This is a genomic window from Nocardioides sp. NBC_00850 (assembly GCF_045207335.1).
Classification (GTDB): domain Bacteria; phylum Actinomycetota; class Actinomycetes; order Propionibacteriales; family Nocardioidaceae; genus Nocardioides.
The window spans coordinates 3,154,191-3,171,515 of record NZ_CP108845.1; the positions used below are offsets into that span (position 1 = coordinate 3,154,191).

The 17,325-nt window shown below is 69.2% G+C and carries 16 protein-coding genes; 8 read left to right on the forward strand and 8 right to left on the reverse strand.

Features of this window, described 5'->3' with window-relative positions; all coding sequences use genetic code 11:
• Positions 1–7 precede the first annotated feature (7 nt).
• Positions 8–1,189 carry a damage-control phosphatase ARMT1 family protein gene (locus OH802_RS15330; protein ID WP_406019789.1) on the forward strand — a complete coding sequence of 394 codons (1,182 nt, stop codon included), beginning with the start codon at positions 8–10 and terminating at the stop codon, positions 1,187–1,189.
• A 180-nt stretch (positions 1,190–1,369) separates the two neighbouring features.
• Here the strand turns inward: OH802_RS15330 and OH802_RS15335 are convergent, their stop codons facing one another.
• From OH802_RS15335 to OH802_RS15355, 5 genes are all read right to left on the reverse strand, one after another.
• Positions 1,370–1,771 (reverse strand): type II toxin-antitoxin system VapC family toxin, encoded by a 402-nt coding sequence (locus OH802_RS15335; protein WP_406019791.1) that lies wholly within the window; start codon positions 1,769–1,771, stop codon positions 1,370–1,372.
• Entirely contained in the window at positions 1,768–2,016 is a 249-nt protein-coding gene (locus tag OH802_RS15340; protein WP_331907837.1) for a FitA-like ribbon-helix-helix domain-containing protein, read from the reverse strand. Before OH802_RS15340 ends, OH802_RS15335 begins: the two co-directional genes overlap by 4 nt.
• Positions 2,017–2,059: 43 nt before the next feature.
• Positions 2,060–4,477 (reverse strand): GH92 family glycosyl hydrolase, encoded by a 2,418-nt coding sequence (locus OH802_RS15345; RefSeq protein WP_406019794.1) that lies wholly within the window; start codon positions 4,475–4,477, stop codon positions 2,060–2,062.
• A 63-nt stretch (positions 4,478–4,540) separates the two neighbouring features.
• Positions 4,541–5,632: an N-ethylmaleimide reductase gene (nemA, locus tag OH802_RS15350; protein ID WP_406019796.1), complete on the reverse strand. Its 1,092-nt coding sequence runs from the start codon at positions 5,630–5,632 to the stop codon at positions 4,541–4,543.
• 23 nt (positions 5,633–5,655) lie between these two features.
• The gene (locus OH802_RS15355; RefSeq protein WP_406019798.1) at positions 5,656–6,828 is read right to left on the reverse strand and encodes an ROK family transcriptional regulator; all 1,173 of its coding nucleotides are present in this window, start codon (positions 6,826–6,828) and stop codon (positions 5,656–5,658) included.
• A 169-nt stretch (positions 6,829–6,997) separates the two neighbouring features.
• Here OH802_RS15355 and OH802_RS15360 point away from each other — a divergent pair, with 169 nt between their 5' ends.
• The 4 genes from OH802_RS15360 to OH802_RS15375 all read left to right on the forward strand — a co-directional run bounded on the left by OH802_RS15360 (position 6,998) and on the right by OH802_RS15375 (position 11,355).
• Positions 6,998–8,269: an ABC transporter substrate-binding protein gene (locus tag OH802_RS15360; protein ID WP_406019800.1), complete on the forward strand. Its 1,272-nt coding sequence runs from the start codon at positions 6,998–7,000 to the stop codon at positions 8,267–8,269.
• Between the two features lie 100 nt (positions 8,270–8,369).
• The gene (locus OH802_RS15365) at positions 8,370–9,308 is read left to right on the forward strand and encodes a carbohydrate ABC transporter permease (RefSeq protein WP_406019802.1); all 939 of its coding nucleotides are present in this window, start codon (positions 8,370–8,372) and stop codon (positions 9,306–9,308) included.
• Positions 9,305–10,174 carry a carbohydrate ABC transporter permease gene (locus OH802_RS15370; protein WP_406019804.1) on the forward strand — a complete coding sequence of 290 codons (870 nt, stop codon included), beginning with the start codon at positions 9,305–9,307 and terminating at the stop codon, positions 10,172–10,174. Before OH802_RS15365 ends, OH802_RS15370 begins: the two co-directional genes overlap by 4 nt.
• A complete protein-coding gene (locus OH802_RS15375; RefSeq protein WP_406019806.1) occupies positions 10,171–11,355 on the forward strand; it encodes an AGE family epimerase/isomerase in 1,185 nt (394 codons plus the stop codon). The genes OH802_RS15370 and OH802_RS15375 overlap by 4 nt, the downstream gene beginning before the upstream one ends.
• 16 nt (positions 11,356–11,371) lie before the next feature.
• Here OH802_RS15375 and OH802_RS15380 read toward each other — a convergent pair whose 3' ends face one another.
• Positions 11,372–12,283 (reverse strand): dioxygenase, encoded by a 912-nt coding sequence (locus tag OH802_RS15380; protein ID WP_406019808.1) that lies wholly within the window; start codon positions 12,281–12,283, stop codon positions 11,372–11,374.
• Positions 12,284–12,380: 97 nt separating this feature from the next.
• On the opposite strand from OH802_RS15380, the gene OH802_RS15385 reads away from it, so the two are divergent.
• The 3 genes from OH802_RS15385 (at position 12,381) to OH802_RS15395 (ending at position 15,299) form a co-directional block, all read left to right on the forward strand.
• Positions 12,381–12,872: a MarR family transcriptional regulator gene (locus tag OH802_RS15385; protein WP_355225136.1), complete on the forward strand. Its 492-nt coding sequence runs from the start codon at positions 12,381–12,383 to the stop codon at positions 12,870–12,872.
• Positions 12,873–12,875: 3 nt separating this feature from the next.
• Positions 12,876–13,628, forward strand: a complete 753-nt coding sequence (locus tag OH802_RS15390) for an AAA family ATPase (RefSeq protein WP_406019810.1) — start codon at positions 12,876–12,878, stop codon at positions 13,626–13,628.
• Positions 13,629–14,153: 525 nt separating this feature from the next.
• Entirely contained in the window at positions 14,154–15,299 is a 1,146-nt protein-coding gene (locus tag OH802_RS15395; RefSeq protein WP_406019812.1) for a DUF222 domain-containing protein, read from the forward strand.
• A gap of 97 nt (positions 15,300–15,396) precedes the next feature.
• On the opposite strand, the gene OH802_RS15400 is transcribed toward OH802_RS15395, so the two are convergent.
• Both OH802_RS15400 and OH802_RS15405 read right to left on the reverse strand, forming a co-directional pair.
• The gene (locus tag OH802_RS15400) at positions 15,397–16,662 is read right to left on the reverse strand and encodes an alpha-L-fucosidase (RefSeq protein WP_406019814.1); all 1,266 of its coding nucleotides are present in this window, start codon (positions 16,660–16,662) and stop codon (positions 15,397–15,399) included.
• A 5-nt stretch (positions 16,663–16,667) separates the two neighbouring features.
• On the reverse strand, positions 16,668–17,264 hold the full coding sequence (locus OH802_RS15405) for a TetR/AcrR family transcriptional regulator (RefSeq protein WP_406019816.1): 597 nt from the start codon (positions 17,262–17,264) through the stop codon (positions 16,668–16,670).
• Between the last annotated feature and the right edge of the window lie 61 nt (positions 17,265–17,325).

The window sequence follows — 17,325 nt, forward strand, 5'->3', positions numbered from 1 at the left end:
AAGTCTGATGGCGGGGATCGGCCAGAGTGCGACCGCTGAGGAGATCGACTCCGAGGAGCCCGGATCCTTCGGCCATGGCGTGCTGACCCGTCGACACCCGGAGTTGATTGCGAAGGTGAGGTCGGGCATCCCGTATCCACCGTCAGTCCAGCGCAACCTCGACCGGCTTGATGAGGTGATCCAGGGCGTCGTACCACCGTTCACCGAGCCCTCGGCGGACCGAGCCGAGTGGGAGTCATGGGCAGCTCCGTACGTGGGTCACACCTGGCTCGAGGTTCCGTTCCTGTGGGCGGAGTCGTACTTCTATCGCCTTCTGTTGCAGGCCACCGACTACTTCCGTGATGTTCCTTGGGCCGGGGTCGACCCGTTCAAACCACAGAAGGACGCCGAGCTCGGCTCGGCCGACCTTGTTCGTGACCTGGACCAGCTTGCTGGCGTCCTCTCCGCTCCAGAGGATGACGGGCTGCACAGTGCTCTGCTCGCCTCGTTGTGGGGCAACCGAGCCGACCTCGGGTTCCGCCTCTCGAAGCCGCATGCTGCCGATGCCGATCAGGTCGATGACCTCATCGCCGATGACTCGAACCAGGTCTGGGCTCATCTGGGTGAGCGTGAGCTGGTAAGGGTGGACCTGATCGCCGACAACGCCGGCCGCGAACTCGTCTCTGACCTCCTTCTCATCGACCGCCTTCTGAGCACAGGCCGGGCAGGACGAGTAGTCATGCACCTGAAGCCACGGCCCCACTTCGTATCCGACGCCACCGTCCATGACCTCCTCACGATCCTTGCTCACCTCAGCAGCCACACCGGGGCAACGGCCGACATGGCAGCCCGGCTCAGGGCAGCGATCACCGTCGGACGGATCGAGGTCCGGACCCATGCCTTCTGGTGCAGTCCGTTGACCTTCCACGACATCCCCGGCGACCTCGCCGATGAGATCAGGGAGTCCAAGCTCGTGATCATCAAGGGAGACCTCAACTATCGACGCCTCGTCGGCGACCGGCACTGGGCGCCCACCTCGAGCTTCACCGACCTCGTCCAGCATTTCCCGGCGCCGCTGGTGGCGTTACGGACACTGAAGTCCGACCTGGCCGTCGGTATCCCGGACGATCGCCTCGCGCTCCTGGAAGCGCACGAACCTGGCTGGCGCACCGACGGGACCCACGCGGTGATCCAGGCACGTCTCTCGTGAACCGCCGAAGCATGTGCTTGCGCTCCACTTATCGAGGCCAGAACTCAGCGTCGTCGGACGACCGATGATCAGCTGACTGTCATCACGACCGAGTCGTCGAAAGCCTGCCACGAGTGCCCTCCCACGGCAGCCCATGGCCCATCACGGCGTGGTGAGTCGGCGACCGCAAACTGGGACCTGTCAGTTGATCGTTCTCACGGGGCACTGCGCGACACCGGCTTTCGCGATGCGTACGTCGGCGGTGACGAGGGTGAGGTCATGTGACTCGGCGACTGCGACGTAGCTGGCGTCGTAGGTCGACAGGTTGCTGCGCAGTTCCCACATTCGGGTGAGGCACGGGCCGGTCGGTGCGGTGATCACAGTGATCGCCTGGAGCCAATGCAACGCCTGTTCGGCGTCCAGGTCGGTGAGCTTGCCGCCCAGAAGGAGTCCGCGAAAGACACTGAGCACCTCGGTGCGCCAGATCTCCGGGACGACCCATTCGGGGTCGTCGGCGAGGATCTTGGTCGCCGCGTTCACCCGGGAGTCGGTGTCGGGGTCTGCGAAGAGAAGAGTGACTGCGGAAGCGTCGGGGACGATCACGCGGCGCCCTGGGAGCGCTCGCCTCGAGCCGTGTCGCGTGCGGCGAGCACGTCCTCGGTGGTGAACTTAGAATCGCCCCTGCTGGCGATCACGCGGTCGATCAGGGCTTGGTTGTTGGCGAACGACGCCTCCCGGAGGACGACGTCCCGAAGGTAGGAGTTCAGCGACTGCCCACGGTCCTTCGCGCGCTGGGCGAGGACGTCGCGTACGTCATCGGGGATGTCGCGGATCTGCAGATAGGCCATGCACTCATTATGAGTGCATTATGAATTCGCATCAAGTGCAAGGTCAGTTGGTGTGGTAGATCGGCAGGTCCGCGTCCGCCGTGCCCCAGTCACGGTTCGGCTCGGGGCCGACGTCGATCCTGACGGTGCCGCCGCGGTTCATCACCGACTCGGGGAGCCACGACCGGGTGCGCGGGGTGCCGTCGAGGGTGACGGACTGGACGTAGATGTTCTCGGCGCCGGCGCCGGGGGACTCGATGGTGATGTCGACGCCGTTGCCGCGGTGGATCACCACCCGCTCGAAGATCGGGCTGGAGAGCAGCATCTCGGCGCGGGCGGGGTCCTGCGGGTAGATGCCCATCGCGGAGAAGACGTACCACGCCGACATGGTGCCGAGGTCGTCGTTGCCGGGGAGTCCTCGTGGGCCGGTGCCGTAGGCGAGGTCGGCCATCGCCCGCACCGTCTCCTGCGTCTTCCAGGGGGCGCCGAGCGCGTTGTACATCCACGGGACGTGGATGCCGGGCTCGTTGGTCGGGTCGTAGCGCAGCGCGTCGCCGCCGGTGTACTGCCAGGAGCCGTCGGCCTTGTGGAAGAACGCGTCCAGCCGCTGGATCGCCCGCTCCCGCCCGCCGACGGCCTCCGCCAAGCGGGCGACGTCGTGCGGCACCATCCAGGTGTACGTCGCGCTGCTCCCTTGCGCGAAGCCGGTCTGGGTCGACGGGGTGAAGCCGGGCACCCAGCTCCCGTCGGCGTTGCGGGCCTGCTGGTAGCCGTCCGTGGCCGTCGCGGCTGGGTTGAAGGTGTGCTGCCACCAGCCGGCCCGGTCCATCAGCGAGTCGGTCTCGGCCCGGTCGGCATCGAGGCGCCGGCCCCAGTCGGCGAGGGAGTAGTCGGCGACGGCGTCCTCGAGGGTCTCGGCGGCGCCGCCCCAGCAGCGGCAGGTGTCCTGGGGTGCGTAGCCCTTCGCGAGGTAGTCAGCCAGGTTCGGCCGCTGGCCGATGCACTGCCCCGGGCAGCCGTAGCTGGACAGACCGTCGGGGTGCGGCACCGTGGCCTGGCGGACCAGGGAGTCGTAGGCGCCTCGAGCGTCGAAGTTGCGCACCCCGAGCGAGTAGAAGCCGGCCAGCGTGGGCGCACTCGGGTCTCCGGTCATCACGTGGGTCCAGCCGCTGAGGTGGACCCAGCGGTCCCAGACGCCGCCGTGCTGGCGGGAGTAGGCGTGCAGGGACCGGGCGAAGTCACCGGCGACGCGCGGTTCCAGGAGCGCGAGCAGCTGGGTGTGGGCCCGGTACTGGTCCCAGCCGGAGAAGTTGCCGTACTGCGCCTGCTGGCCGCGCTCGATCCGGTGGACCTCCTGGTCGCTGCCCCAGTAGGTGCCGGCCACGTCGGAGATCACGTTGGGCTGCAGGTAGGAGTGGTAGAGGCCGGTGTAGAAGGCGGTCTGCTCCTCGTCGGTGCCGCCGGAGACCTCGATCGAGGAGAGCGCCCGGCGCCACTCGGCCTTGGCGTCCGAGGCGACGGCCGAGACGGTGTCGCGCCGCCCGATCTCGGCGGCCAGGTTGGCTTCGGCCGCGGACTGGCTGGTGTAGGAGATCCCGATCCGCATCCGGACGCTCTGGTCGCGGCTGGGGTCGAAGGCGACGTAGCCGCCCGAGCCCTGCCCCTGGCGGGCCGCGCCGGTCTCGTAGCCCTCGCCGCCGCGCGCCTCGGTGCTGCCCGGCTGGAGCTCGCCATTGACCCAGGTGCCGTGGCCGGAGAAGCCGCGGTCGAACTGTGCGGTGAAGTAGAGCCGGTAGTAGGAGCGCTTGTTGCTCCCGCCGCCGTTGCCGCGCCGGCCGCAGAAGGCGCCGGTGAGCACCGAGCCGCTGACGGTCCGCTTCGCCTCGTCGATCCGGGTCACCGCGGTCTCGCTGCCGTTGAGCGAGTTGGAGGTGCGGAAGAGCAGGTTGGCCGGCTTGTCGGCCGGGAAGGTCAGGTCGCTGACCGACGCGCGGGTGGTCACCGCGGTGTCTACCTCGGCGCCGTTGGCCAGACCCAGCCGGTAGCGTCCCGGCTCGGCCAGCTCGTCGGCGTGGCTGAAGTTCGAGGCGTACGTCCCATCGGTCACGTCCGCGGTGGGCGAGCCGGTCATCTCGCCGGTGTGCGGGAAGATCGGCACGTCCCCGGCGGCGCCGGGGTGGCAGCCAGCGCCGTTGACATGGGTCAGCGAGAAGCCGCGCAGCCGTGTGGTGTCGTAGGAGTAGCCGTTCGACGCGGCGGTGTTGGTCTGGTCGCCCGCCGTGGAGGTCGGGCTGAAGGAGAGCATCCCGAAGGGGCGTACGGCTCCGGGGTAGGTGTTGCCGCCGTTCGACGACCCGATCAGCGGGTCGACGAGCGCCACCGGGTCACCGGCGGGCGGCGCAGCGGCCCGGGCCGCCGAGAACGGAGTGAAAGCGCCGCCCAGCAGCGCGAGGGACAAGGCACACGTCGCGAGAACCCGCATGGCGGAGAACGATTCCAGAGGAACGTCCTCCGCCGTGCGGGTTCAGGTGAGAGCGAGTTGAACTCAGGCGGTCCACTCGGGGTAGTCGGTGTAGCCGGCCTCGCCGCCGCCGTAGAACGTCGACAGGTCGGGCTCGTTGAGCGGAAGGCTCTCCGCCAGGCGCCGGGGCAGGTCCGGGTTGGCGATGAACGTACGTCCGAACGCGGCTCCGTCGATCAGGTCGGCCTCGAGCAGGCGGGAGGCCTTCTTCGGGGTGTAGGAGCCGGCGGCCACGATCGGGCCGGTGTGGGCGGCGCGCAGCTGCTTGCGGTAGTCGTCGGTCAGCTCCGGACCGCCGGCCCAGTCGGGCTCGGACAGGTGCAGGAAGGCGATGCCGCGCTTGCCGATCTCGGCGGCCAGGTAGAGCCCCATCTCGGCGCCCTCGGGGTCCTCGAGTCCGTTGAAGGAGCCGATCGGGGAGATCCGGATGGCGACGTGCTCGGCGTCCCACTCGGCGATGACCGCGTCCAGCACCTCGAGGGTGAGGCGGGCGCGGTTGGCCAGCGAGCCGCCGTAGGAGTCGGTGCGCTCATTGCTGCTCGAGCTGGAGAACTGGTGCAGCAGGTAGCCGTGGGCGGCGTGGATCTCGACGAGGTCGAAGCCGGCCTCGCGGGCGTTGCGGGTGGCGCGGCGGTAGTCGTCGATCAGATCCGCGATCTCGGAGGTCTCCAGGGCGCGGGGCGTGGGGCAGTTGACCCGGATCGGGGTGCCGTCCTCGCCTCGTACGGTCGTGCGGTTGCGGTAGGGGATCGCGGAGGCGCTGACCGGGAGGTCGCCGTCGTGGAAGGACTCGTGGGAGACCCGGCCCGTGTGCCACAGCTGCGCCGCGATCCGGCCGCCGGCCTCGTGGACGGTGTCGGTGACGTGCCGCCAGCCCTCGACCTGCTCGGCCGAGTAGATGCCCGGGGTGTCCATGTAGCCCTTGCCCTGCGGCGAGATCTGGGTGCCCTCGGAGATGATCAGCCCCGCCGAGGCACGCTGGCGGTAGTAGTCGGCCATCAGCGGGTTGGGTACGTCGCCGGGCCGGCTGGCGCGCATCCGGGTCAGTGGCGCCATCAGGACGCGGTTGGGGAGGGTTGTCGAACCCAGGCTCAGCTGCGAGAAGAGTGAAGTCACATCGCGCCTAACTGAGCGGTTGCTCATATTGTTCCCGGCGACGCCGGAGCAGCCGACCCGGCGATCACCAGCGCGCCCATGACGCCCGCGTTGTCGCCGAGCTCGCTGGGGACCACGTCGAGCGCCGCGGCGGTGTCGGGCTGGGTGAAGCGGTCGATCGAGTCCTTGATGCCGAGGACGAAGGACTCCGACTGGCGCATCGTGTCGCCCACCACGATCAGCGCCGGGTTGAGGTGGTTGCAGAGGTCGGCCAGCACCCGGCCGACCGCGCGGCCGGCGTCGTCGAGGATCCGGTTGACCCGGATGTCGCCCTCCTGGGCGAGCTCGAGCAGGCGCTCGACGGTGAGGGTCTCGTCGTAGGCGGGCTGCAGCAGCTCGACCAGCCGGGACCCGCCGAAGGCCTTCTCCAGGCAGCCGCGGTTGCCGCACCGGCAGATCGGGCCGTTGTCCTCGAAACGTACGTGGCCGATCTCGCCGGCGATCCCGGTGATCCCTCGGTAGAGCTTGCCGGCGAGGACCAGGCCGGCGCCGATGCCGCTGGACGCCTTGACGTAGATGACGTCGTCGACGTCGCGCGCGGCGCCGTACTCGATCTCGGCGAGCGCGCCGAGGTTGGCGTCGTTCTCGATCTGGACCGGCAGGCCGATGCGGCGGGCGAGCTCCTCGCCCGGGGCCAGGTCCATCCAGTTCCCGAGGATGGGGGAGACGACGATGCCGCTGTGCGGGTCGACGGGGCCGGGAATCCCCATGCCGACGCCGAGGACGCGGTCGGTCCTCGGGTCGATGCCCACCTCGGCCAGGCACTCGCGCACGAGGGCCGCGGCCCGGTCGATGGTCTCGACCGCGGAGTTGTCGACATCGAGCCGGATCTCGTGATCGATGAGCGGCTTCGCGGCTAGGTCGGCGACCGCGACCCGGACGTGGCGGTGGCCGATGTCGACGCCGATGAGCGTGCCGGGAGAGCCACTGATGGTGAGGAGCGAGGGCGGTCGCCCGCCGCCCCGGGCCAGCGCGGCGCCGGTGGTCTCGACGATCTGCTCGGAGGCGAGCAGCTCCTGGACGATGCTCGACACCGTGCTGCGGGACAGCCCGGTGCGCTGGGCGAGCTCGGCGCGGCTGACCGGCGCCGACCGTCCCAGCAGGTCAAGAACCTGCGAACGGTTGGCGACGCGCAGCCGCGACTCCGGAGTGGTCATGGGCGTGACTGTAGGTGATTCTGTCGATTTGCGACAGATCTCAGGTTGAAAACGTCCTGCGTTATGCGTTGACTGGACAGAACGGAGGGGCGTACGTTTGCCCGGCACGCGACCGCGAGTAACCCAGATCACACACCGACGTGGCGGTCGCGCAACCGGAGGATCAAAGATGAACGCAACGCGTAAGGCCCTGGCCGCCGGCCTGGCCGCCCTGAGCCTGCTGGCGGTTTCCGCCTGCGGGAGCGACAGCGAGAGCGGCAGCACCGACGAGGTGGAGGTCTTCACCTGGTGGGCCGAGGGCAGTGAGAAGGCCGGGCTCGACGCCTTGGTCAAGGTGTTCGACGAGCAGAACCCCGACCTGAAGTTCGTCAACGGTGCCGTCGCCGGTGGCGCCGGCAGCGACGCGAAGAACGTGCTCCAGTCGCGCCTGCAGAACGGTGAGCCGCCGGCCACCTTCCAGGCGCACGCGGGCGCCGAGCTGACCGACTACATCAACGCCGGCCAGATCGAGGACCTCACCGACCTCTACAAGGAGAAGGGCTGGAACGAGCGCTTCCCCGAGGGTCTCCTCGACCGCCTGACCCAGGACGGCGGCATCTACTCCGTCCCCTCGAACATCCACCGCGCCAACGTGCTCTGGGCCAACCCGGCCGTCCTGAAGAAGGCCGGCATCGAGGCGAACAAGAGCTACGACTCGATCGACGCATGGATCGCCGACCTGGAGAAGATCAAGGCCAAGGGCATCATCCCGCTCTCGATCGCGACCGACTGGACGCAGGTCAACCTGCTCGAGACCGTGCTCCTCGCCGATCTGGGCGCCGAGGCGTACAACGGTCTCTGGGACGGCACCACCGACTGGGGCGGCAGCGAGGTCAAGGCCGCGCTCGAGGACTACAGCAAGCTCCTCTCGCTGACCAACACCGACCGCCAGGGTCTCGACTGGCCGGACGCGACCCAGCTGGTCATCGACGGTGAAGCCGCGTTCAACGTCATGGGCGACTGGGCCGAGGCTGCGTTCCAGGAGCAGAAGAAGACCTTCGGCACCGACTACACCGCGGTCCCGGTCCCCGGCACCGACGGCGTCTTCGACTTCCTGGCCGACTCGTTCACCAAGCCGGTCGACGGCCCCAACCCCAAGGGCACCGAGGCCTGGCTCGACACCATCGCCAGCGACGAGGGCCAGGTGGCCTTCAACAAGGCGAAGGGCTCGATCCCGGCCAGCACCACGGCCGACACCGCCGACTTCGGTGAGTACCAGCAGACCGCGATCAAGTCGTGGGGTGAGGACGAGATCGTGTCCTCGCTCGCCCACGGCGCCGCGACCTCGGTCAACTGGCTGACCGACATCACCGCCGCGGTCGCGAAGTTCGGCAGCAACAAGGATGTCGCCGAGCTCCAGGAGGGCCTCGTCGAGGCCGCCGAGGACAACAAGCCCGAGTGACCGGGGCTCTCCCGAGCCTGACGAGATCATCTGGTCCGAGGGGCTGCGGCCGCACCATCTGCCGTGGCCCCTCGGCCGCCCTTTGTGAAAGGACGGACACATGTCCTCCACGGTGCCCAGCGCCGTAAAGCGGCCACGACGGCCCAAGGGCCGCATCGGCGGCCACGGGTGGGTCGCACCCGTACTCCTGATCCTGCCGACCGTCATCGTCATCGGTGTCTTCGTCTACGGCCTGATCGGGTCCAACATCAACACGTCCCTGCAGGACCGCCACAACATCGGGCCGTCCCAGGGGTTCGCCGGTCTGGACAACTACCGCGACCTGTTCGCCGACGACGACTTCATCTACTCGCTGCGCAACCTGCTTCTCTACACCGCGGCGTTCCTCGTCGGCACCCTGTGCCTGGGGTTCCTGTGGGCGTGGCTGCTCGAGCGCAAGGCTCGCGGCGAGTCGCTGTTCCGGGCCATCTACCTGTTCCCGATGGCGGTCTCGTTCGTCGCCTCCGGTGTGGTCTGGCGCTGGCTGCTCAACAACGCCGAGGGTGACCGTGCCTCCGGCCTGAACCGGCTCTTCGAGACCCTCCATCTCGACTTCCTGCAGAACCCGTGGTGGACCCACGAGCGGTGGGGCATCCTCGCGATCGCGGTCCCCGCGATCTGGCAGCTCAGCGGCTACGTGATGGCGCTCTTCCTGGCCGGCTTCCGCGGCATTCCCGAGGAGCTGCGCGAGGCGGCCCGGATGGACGGCGCCTCGGAGTGGCAGCTCTACCGCCACGTCATCTTCCCGCAGCTGAGCCCGGTCGCGCTCTCGGCGATCATCATCATCGGCCACATGTCGCTGAAGGTCTTCGACCTGATCATGGCCATCGCGGGCCAGACCAACTACACGACCCAGGTGCCGGCCACCCAGATGTGGATCGAGTTCACCCGCGGCGACTATGCCAAGTCGGCCGCCATCGGCACCGTCCTGCTGTTGATCGTGGCCATCCTGATCGTTCCCTACCTCGTCTCGACCTACCGTCAGGAGCGCCGCCGATGACTACTGATGCCATCCCGGCAGCCGTCGCGACCAGGATCCCGGGCGAGCGCTCGCGCGGGATCTGGCGCGCCGTCAAGTACGTCCTGCTGATCACCTTCGCGCTGATCGTCCTGCTCCCGGCGTACGTGCTGCTCGTCACCAGCTTCAAGGGGCTCGGCGACGCGACCCCCGCCAACGCCTGGAAGCTCCCCGAGTCCTGGGAGACGGCCGGCTGGGCGCGCGCCTGGGAGCAGCTCGGGCCGGCCCTGGGACGTACCTTCGCCATGGTCATCCCGGCCTCGATCATCTCCTCGGTGCTCGGCTCGATGAACGGGTTCGTGCTCTCGAAGTGGCGCTTCCCGGGCGCCGACGTGGTGTTCACGCTGATCCTGTTCGGGATGTTCATCCCCTACCAGGCCGTGATGGTTCCGCTGGTCCAGCTGATGAGCAACCTCGGCGTCCCCTCGGGCGTCCCGAGCCTGATCGTGCTGCACGTGGTCTACGGCCTGCCGATCACCACGCTGATCTTCCGCAACTACTACGCGGGGGTCCCGGTCGAGCTCGTCGAGGCCGCTCGGGTCGACGGCGCCGGCATGCTCCGGACGTACGCCTCGATCATCCTGCCGATCTCCGCGCCGGCGTTCGTGGTGGTGCTGATGTGGCAGTTCACCTCGGCGTGGAACGACTATCTGTTCGCGCTCTTCTTCTCCACCTCGCAGAACGGGCCGGTCACGATCGCGCTCAACTTCCTGGCGAGCGGTCAGCTGCAGGACTACTCCGCCAGCATGGCGGGCGCGCTGATCGCGTCCGTCCCGACCCTGATCATCTACATCCTGCTCGGCCGCTACTTCGTGGGCGGGCTGATGGCAGGCTCGGTCAAGGGATGATCGAAGCGGACTCCGAGTGCCGCCGACTGGCCGGGTTCGCCCGGCCGTCGGCGGCCTCGCCGGCCGGCTTCTGGTGGCTGGACGAGTCGGGTCGCCCGGACCCGGCCGAGCCGGTGCACACCTGGATCACCGCCCGGATGACCCACGTCTTCGCCCTTGCCCATATGCGCGGGGACGTCGACGACGCCGCCGACCTCGCCGCCCACGGCATCCGGGCGCTGTCGGGTGCGCTGCGCGACGACGAGCTCGGTGGCTGGTACGCCTCGGTCTCGGCCGAGGGCGAGCCGGTCGACACCCTCAAGGAGGCCTACGCCCACGCGTTCGTGATCCTGGCCGCGAGCAGCGGCGTCGCGGCCGGTGTGCCCGGTGCGGACGCGCTGCTCGACGAGGCGCTCGGGGTGATGCAGCAGCACTTCCTCGACGAGTCCGGCCGGGTGGTCGACAGCCTCGAGCGCGACCTTCGTTCGGGGGAGGCCTACCGGGGCGCCAATTCCAGCATGCACACCGTGGAGGCGTTCCTGGCCGTGGGTGACGTCACCGGCGACGCGACCTGGCACCTGCGGGCGCTCGCGATCGCCGAGCACCTGATCCACCGGGTCGCCCGCGCCCACGGCTACGACCTGCCCGAGCACTTCGACCTCTCCTGGTCGCCGCTGCCGGACTACAACGCCGACCGTCCCGGCGACCCGTTCCGCCCCTACGGCTGCACGCCCGGGCATCTGCTGGAGTGGTCCCGGCTGCTCCTGCACCTGGACGCGAGCCTGCCGGACGCGCCGTCGTGGCTGGTCGAGGATGCGCGAGCACTCTTCGCGCGCGCGGTCGAGGTCGGCTGGGTCGATTCCGGCGACGGCCCCGGCTTCGTCTACACGACCTCATGGGACGGAACGCCGGTCACCCGGCTACGGCTGCACTGGGTGGCCGCGGAGGCGCTCGCCGCCGCCGGCGCCCTGCACACCCGCACCGGCGAGGCCGGCTATGACGAGTGGCGCCTGCGGTTCGAGGCGTACATCGAGACCCACCTGATCGACCACGAGCTCGGCAGCTGGCACCACGAGCTGGACGAGCACAACCGTCCTTCCCACGTGATCTGGCACGGCAAGCCCGACGTCTACCACGCCTACCAGGCCCTGCTGCTCGCCCGGATGCCGCTGGCGCCGGTGCTGTCGGTGCAGCTGCGTTAGGAGCGCAAGCCGGAGCTCAGGCCGCCTGGAACGATCGCCGGGAGAGCCCGAGGCCGTAGCCGTCCAGGGTCGTGGTGACCGGGGCCGCCGGGTCCGTGGCCGCGCCCAGGGTGACGAAGAGCGGGGTGAAGTGCTCGACGGTCGGGTGGGCGTACGGCATGCCGGGGGCGGCGGTGCGGAACCTGGCCAGCTCGGCGACGTTGCCGCGGTCCAGGGCGTCGGCGGCCCAGGAGTCGAAGTCGGAGGACCAGCCGGCGGGCTTGTTCTCGGTCATCATCTCGCGGGTGATGAAGGGCAGCCCGTGGGTCATGTGGCCCGAGCCGACCACGAGCACACCCTCCTCGCGCAGCGGCCGGAGGCGCTCGCCGAGGGCGAGCAGCTTGTCGGGGTCCTCGGTGGGCAGCGAGAGCTGCACGACCGGGATGTCGGCGGCCGGGTACATGATCTTCAGCGGCACCCAGGCGCCGTGGTCGAGGCCGCGGCGGGTGTGCTGGTGAGCGGTCTCGGCGTCCGGCATCAGCGCCGCGGTGGTGCGGGCGAGCTCGCTCGCGTCCGGGGTGTCGTAGCGCACCGAGTGGTAGATCGGGTCGAAGCCGCCGAAGTCGTAGACCAGCTCGTCGGGGCGGGTCGCGCTGATCGAGAGCGGCGCCGACTCCCAGTGGGCGGAGATGACCAGGATGGCCTTCGGCCGGGGCAGCGACCGCGCCCAGGCGTGCAGCGGGTCGAGCCACTCCGGGCTCTGCAGCGGCAGCGGGCCACCGCCGTGGGACAGGTAGAGGCTCGGCAGCGGCCCGTCGGCCGGCGTCCAGACGCGATGCGGGTCGGCCGCCTCACGCTTCTGGACCGCACGCAGGTGCTGGGCGAACGGATGAGTCTGCGGAAGGCGGGCGTCCGCGACGGCGGTCGTGCTCTCGGGTGCGGTGGTCATGGCGGTCTCCTGCGGCTCGGCCCAATAGTTGTTGCTTGAACTAACTCTAGGGGAGCGTTGTTTGTTCCGGGCAACTTTCTGCGGCACACTCCCTGGCGTGGAGGGCAACTGGCTGTCGCCGGCGGAGCGGGTGGCATGGGTACGCCTCATCGCCGTGCTCGAGCTGCTCCCGGGGGCTCTCGACTCCCAGCTGCGCCGCGATGCCGGCCTGACCCATTTCGACTACGGCGTGCTGGCCATGCTCTCCGAGGTGCCCGACCGGACCCTGCGGATGACCGAGCTGGCCGGCTACACCAACTCGACGCTGCCGCGGCTCTCCAACGTCGTCAAGCGCCTGGTCGACCGCGGCCTCATCGAGCGCCACACCTGTCCGGGCGACCGCCGCGCGACCAACGTACGTCTCACCGAGGCCGGCCACGAGAAGATGGTCGCCTCCGCCCCCGGTCACGTGGACGCGGTGCGCGAGTACGTCTTCGACTCGCTGAGTCCTGAGCAGGTGGGCCAGCTGGCCGAGATCGCCGGGACCATCCTCGATCGGCTGGACCCGACCGGCGCGAGGAGACCGCCCATCGACCCCGAGGCGGGTTGAGGCGTGAGGTTCGACGAACGCTACATCGCCCGGGTCGCCCTCGATCCCCGCCATGACACCGGTCGATACCCGTTCACCCTGCCGGTGGTCCGCGAGCTGGCCGGCGGGGACGGAATCGACTTCGACGAGCGGGTCACGTTCCTGGTCGGCGACAACGGCACCGGGAAGTCCACGATCATCGAGGCGATCGCGGTCGCGTCCGGGTTCAACGCCGAGGGCGGCTCCACCTCGTTCCGGTTCGCCACCCGCGCGACCGAGTCGTCCCTCGCCGACTACATCATGATCCAGCGGGGGCTCAAGCGACCGCGCACCGGCTACTTCCTGCGCGCGGAGTCGTTCTACAACGTCGCCACCGAGATCGAGCGCCTCGACCTGGCCTCCCCGGAGCCGCTCATGCCCGCGTACGGCGGCGCCTCGCTGCACGAGCGCTCCCACGGGGAGTCGTTCCTCGACCTGGTGATGCACCGGTTCGGGCCCGGCGGGCTCTACATCCTCGACGAACCCGAGGCCGCGCTCTCCGTCAAGGGCTGCCTGGCGCTGGTCGCGCGCATCATCGAGCTCGCCGACGAGAGATCACAGTTCATCATCGCCACCCACTCCCCGGTGCTGCTCTCGGTGCCCGGAGCCCGGATCCTGCAGTTCGACGAGGACGGGCGGATCGGGCAGGTCTCCTACGACGACGCCGAACCCGTCAACCTGACCAGGCGGTTCCTGGCGGACCCGGCTCGGTATCTGCGGTACGTCCTGGAGGACTAACGGCATGGCCACGGTTTCTGGTGCTGGCGCCTTGTGCCTGGGTTCCAGCGTGGGTGGGGCCAATACGTTGTTTGGTTGGGAGATTTAGAAGCAGGGTGCCTGGGTGGGTGCCATTTACCTGTCTTGCGGGCTTCCAGCAGCGGTCCGGGTTTTGGTTGGGATACCTGTCCCTGACTGGGTTCGATTGTTTTGCGTTGTGTGGTAGGCTCGGCGCAGGCGTAAACGTGAAGGCCGACCACCTCTCAAGAGGCGTGCCTTAGTCATCCGAGACACAACGGGTGTGGGGTAATCCAGGGGAACCAGGGGCGTGAACGCTGAGCTGCGAGGGTAAGTAATAGCCCGTACTGCCGGGCCTCCGAGACCAGCGAACCAACACACATCCGCATCAGCGGGTGTGGAGAGTTCGTACGTCGGGAGATGACCGGTTCGATGACCACGCTGCAACAGCCCCAGCACCCTGTGCTCGGGGCCGTGGTTTCGGTTACCGCCTCGCTTGGCGAGGTTGCGGAAGCAAACCCCTCGTTCATGGCCACCGACCAGAAGGCCGCCACCCTGCTCGAGATCGCCAGGGCCAAGGCGCAACTGGCTGAGCTCGAACTGCGGGTGCTCGCCGTTGCTGACGACGTCGCGGCCGAGAGTGCTGCGCGGGATGTGGCGGCGTGGTTGCATCACCACACCCGCCAGCGCCCCGAGACCCTGCGCGCCGACCTCCGCCTGGCCGAGGCCGTGGACCGGACCTATCACCAGGTCGCGGCCGCGATGCGCGCCGGTGCCTGCAACCCGGCCCAAGCTCACGTCATCGTGAATGCCCTCGACGACCTCCCTGCCGACCTCGACCTCGAGATCAAGACCAAGGCCGAGGAGACCCTGGTCGCCTACGCGACCCGGTTCGACCCCACCCAGCTGCGCCGCCTGGGCCGCCGGATCCTCGATCTGATCGCCCCCGAGATCGCCGAGGCCGAGGAAGCCCGACGCCTCGCCGCGGAGGAGGCCCACGCCCGGAAGAAGACCCGGCTCAGTATGCGGCGCCTCGGGGACGGCACCACCCGGATCTCGGCGGTGGTTCCGGATGCGGCCGCGGACCGGCTGGCCACCAACCTGGAAGCCTTCGCCTCACCCCGCCGCGACGACGGCACCCGCACCGAGACCGGCGAATACCTGCCCTACGACCGCAGGCTGGGTCGGGCGTTCTGCCAGATGCTGGAGACCCTCGACCCGGCCCGGCTGCCCATCCATGGCGGGGATGCCACCACGGTGATCGTGACCATCGATATCGATCAGCTCCGCAAAGAGGCTGGCGTCGGTGACATCGTTGGCGGCAGTCCGATCACCGCGGCCGAGGCCCGGCGCCTGGCCTGCACCGCAGGCATCATCCCCGCCGTCCTCGGCGGCGACTCCGAGGTCCTCGATCTCGGGCGCAAGGAACGCTTCTTCACCGCCGCCCAACGCCGTGCCCTCCTGCTGCGTTCGGCGACCTGTGAGGCCGAGGGCTGCGACATCCCCGGCACCTGGGCCGAAGCCCACCACTGGATCGAATGGGCCCAAGGCGGGGCGACCGACCTCGACAACGCCGCCCTGCTCTGCTCCCATCACCACCACCGCGCCCACGACGCCGCGTACCTCCACGAACGCCTACCCAACGGCGACATCCGCTTCACCCGACGCACATGAGCCGAGGTCGTGCTGAACTCCGTGTTCACCGTGTGGTTCTCCTGGTCATGCTCCTGTCAGGGCGAGGACTGACGAAGGCGGTTCCCGGACATCACTCCTAGTGGGCCTCGTGCTCGCGGTGGACCGAGACCTCGCCGTCGAGCTCGAGGACGATCACGGTGCACAGCGGGTCGAGGTCGTCGTCGGTGGTGAAGACGTACTCCCAGCCGGGGACCTCGTGGAGGCCGCCGATGCGCTGATGGTCGAGCTCGGTGCCGGTCCCGAGGACGTACGCCTTGAGGACCTGGTTGCGCAGGCCGCGGACCACGACGTAGTCGTTGGGCCGGTCGAGGACGTAGAGGAACAGGGTCCGGCCGTCGGCCGAGACCGCAGTGGGGCCGTAGAAGTGGCCGTGGGGAAGACCGCGGCGGATGCCGCGGACCGCGGGGGAGTGGCGGGAGACCCAGTCGCCGATCGCCCCGAGCCGCTCGGTCTGCTCGGGCGTGATGGTGCCGTCCTCGCGCGGCCCGACGTCGAGCAGCAGGTTGCCGCCACCGCCGATGGTCTCCACGAAGGTGCGCACGAGCTGGCGCGGTGACTTGTGGTTGTCGTCCTGCGGCTGCCAGCCCCAGGAGTCGTTGATGGTCAGGCACAGCTCCCACGGGCCGTCCGGCGGCACGATCGGAACGCCCTGTTCCGGGGTCACGTAGTCGCCGTGGCCGTGCATCCTGCCGTTGACGACCATCTCGGGCGCGAGCTCGCGCAGCTCCGCACGCAGCTCGCGCATCCGCCACTGCCGCTCGTCGCGCTCCCACTCGCCGTCGAACCAGAGCAGATCCGGTTGGTAGCGGGTCACCACCTCCCGGATCTGGGCGCGGTGGAACTCCAGGTAGCGCTCCCAGCGCTCAGGCGCCTCGGCGCCCGGCCGTGGCACGGCGTACGGGTTGTCCTGGACCACGGGATGCTGGACGACCGGCCGCACCGTCGCGTAGTCGGGGTGGGACCAGTCGAGGTGGGAGAAGTAGAGGCCGACCTTGAGCCCCCGGCGGCGTACGGCCTCGACGAACTCGGCGACGAGGTCGCGGCCCGCCGGGGTCCTGCTCGCCACGGAGAGGTCGTTGGCGTCGGTGTCGTAGAGCGCGACCCCGTCGTGGTGCTTGGCGGTGAGCACGGCGTACGTCGCCCCCGCCCGCTCGAAGAGTTCCGCCCAGGCATCGGCGTCGAACCTGGAGGCGGTGAAGCCGTCGAGCTGGGCCATGTAGTCGGCGTAAGGCACCCGGCCGTCGTAGAACGACCAGGACTCGGCGACGCCGTCGACGCTGTAGATGCCCCAGTGGACGAAGATGCCCAGCCGGGCCTCGGGGAACCAGGACGCGATCGACATGCCCGCTACCCCTCGTGTCCGGCGACGATGGCGCGGGTGTGCGCGAGGGCGTGCTCGCGCAGGGTGGTGCCGCCTCCGGTGACGATGCCGATGCTGAAGCCGTCCCACATCGCCCGCAGCCGCTCGGAGACGGCTTCACGATCTGGCACCTCGGGGAGCGCCGCGGCGAACAGGCGGACCAGGTCGGCGTGCCATTCGTCGTCCATCGCGCGCTGCGCGGCGGCGAGCTCGGAGTCGTACGGAGCCCGTGCCCACAGCTCGAGCCAGAGGAGCCAGCGCGGGTCGCGCTCGTCGAGGGCGAGGTAGACGTCGGTGAAGGACACCAGCGCGTCGACGCCTCCGGTGCCGTCCTTCTCGGCCTTCTCCAGGATGGGCGCCCGCTGTGCTGCGTACTCGTTCTCGCTCCATCGCAGGGTCTCCAGAAGCAGACCGTTGCGGGTGCCGAAGTAGTAGAGGAGGTGGCCGCCGCTGGTGCCGAGCCGGGCGGCGAGGGAGGCCATCGTCACCTTGGCGAGCCCCTGCTCGGCCACCATCTCCAGGGTGGTCGCGAGCACCTGCTCGCGCGGTCGTTCCAGGCGTCTGTTGGAGCGTGTGCGCGTCACCTCGACAGTGTCTCCTTGTGCTCGCGGGGTGAAATCTTCGGTCCCACCCCTTGACTCTAGC

What these genes read in the sequence shown, in the direction of transcription:
- OH802_RS15370 (WP_406019804.1), top strand. Translation starts at nt 9,305, where the DNA reads ATGACTACTGATGCCATCCCGGCAGCCGTCGCGACCAGGATCCCGGGC.
- OH802_RS15375 (WP_406019806.1), top strand. Translation starts at nt 10,171, where the DNA reads ATGATCGAAGCGGACTCCGAGTGCCGCCGACTGGCCGGGTTCGCCCGG.
- OH802_RS15345 (WP_406019794.1), bottom strand. Translation starts at nt 4,477, where the DNA reads ATGCGGGTTCTCGCGACGTGTGCCTTGTCCCTCGCGCTGCTGGGCGGC.
- OH802_RS15355 (WP_406019798.1), bottom strand. Translation starts at nt 6,828, where the DNA reads ATGACCACTCCGGAGTCGCGGCTGCGCGTCGCCAACCGTTCGCAGGTT.
- OH802_RS15400 (WP_406019814.1), bottom strand. Translation starts at nt 16,662, where the DNA reads ATGTCGATCGCGTCCTGGTTCCCCGAGGCCCGGCTGGGCATCTTCGTC.
- OH802_RS15395 (WP_406019812.1), top strand. Translation starts at nt 14,154, where the DNA reads ATGGCCACCGACCAGAAGGCCGCCACCCTGCTCGAGATCGCCAGGGCC.
- OH802_RS15365 (WP_406019802.1), top strand. Translation starts at nt 8,370, where the DNA reads ATGTCCTCCACGGTGCCCAGCGCCGTAAAGCGGCCACGACGGCCCAAG.
- OH802_RS15380 (WP_406019808.1), bottom strand. Translation starts at nt 12,283, where the DNA reads ATGACCACCGCACCCGAGAGCACGACCGCCGTCGCGGACGCCCGCCTT.
- OH802_RS15340 (WP_331907837.1), bottom strand. Translation starts at nt 2,016, where the DNA reads ATGGCCTATCTGCAGATCCGCGACATCCCCGATGACGTACGCGACGTC.
- OH802_RS15360 (WP_406019800.1), top strand. Translation starts at nt 6,998, where the DNA reads ATGAACGCAACGCGTAAGGCCCTGGCCGCCGGCCTGGCCGCCCTGAGC.
- OH802_RS15330 (WP_406019789.1), top strand. Translation starts at nt 8, where the DNA reads ATGGCGGGGATCGGCCAGAGTGCGACCGCTGAGGAGATCGACTCCGAG.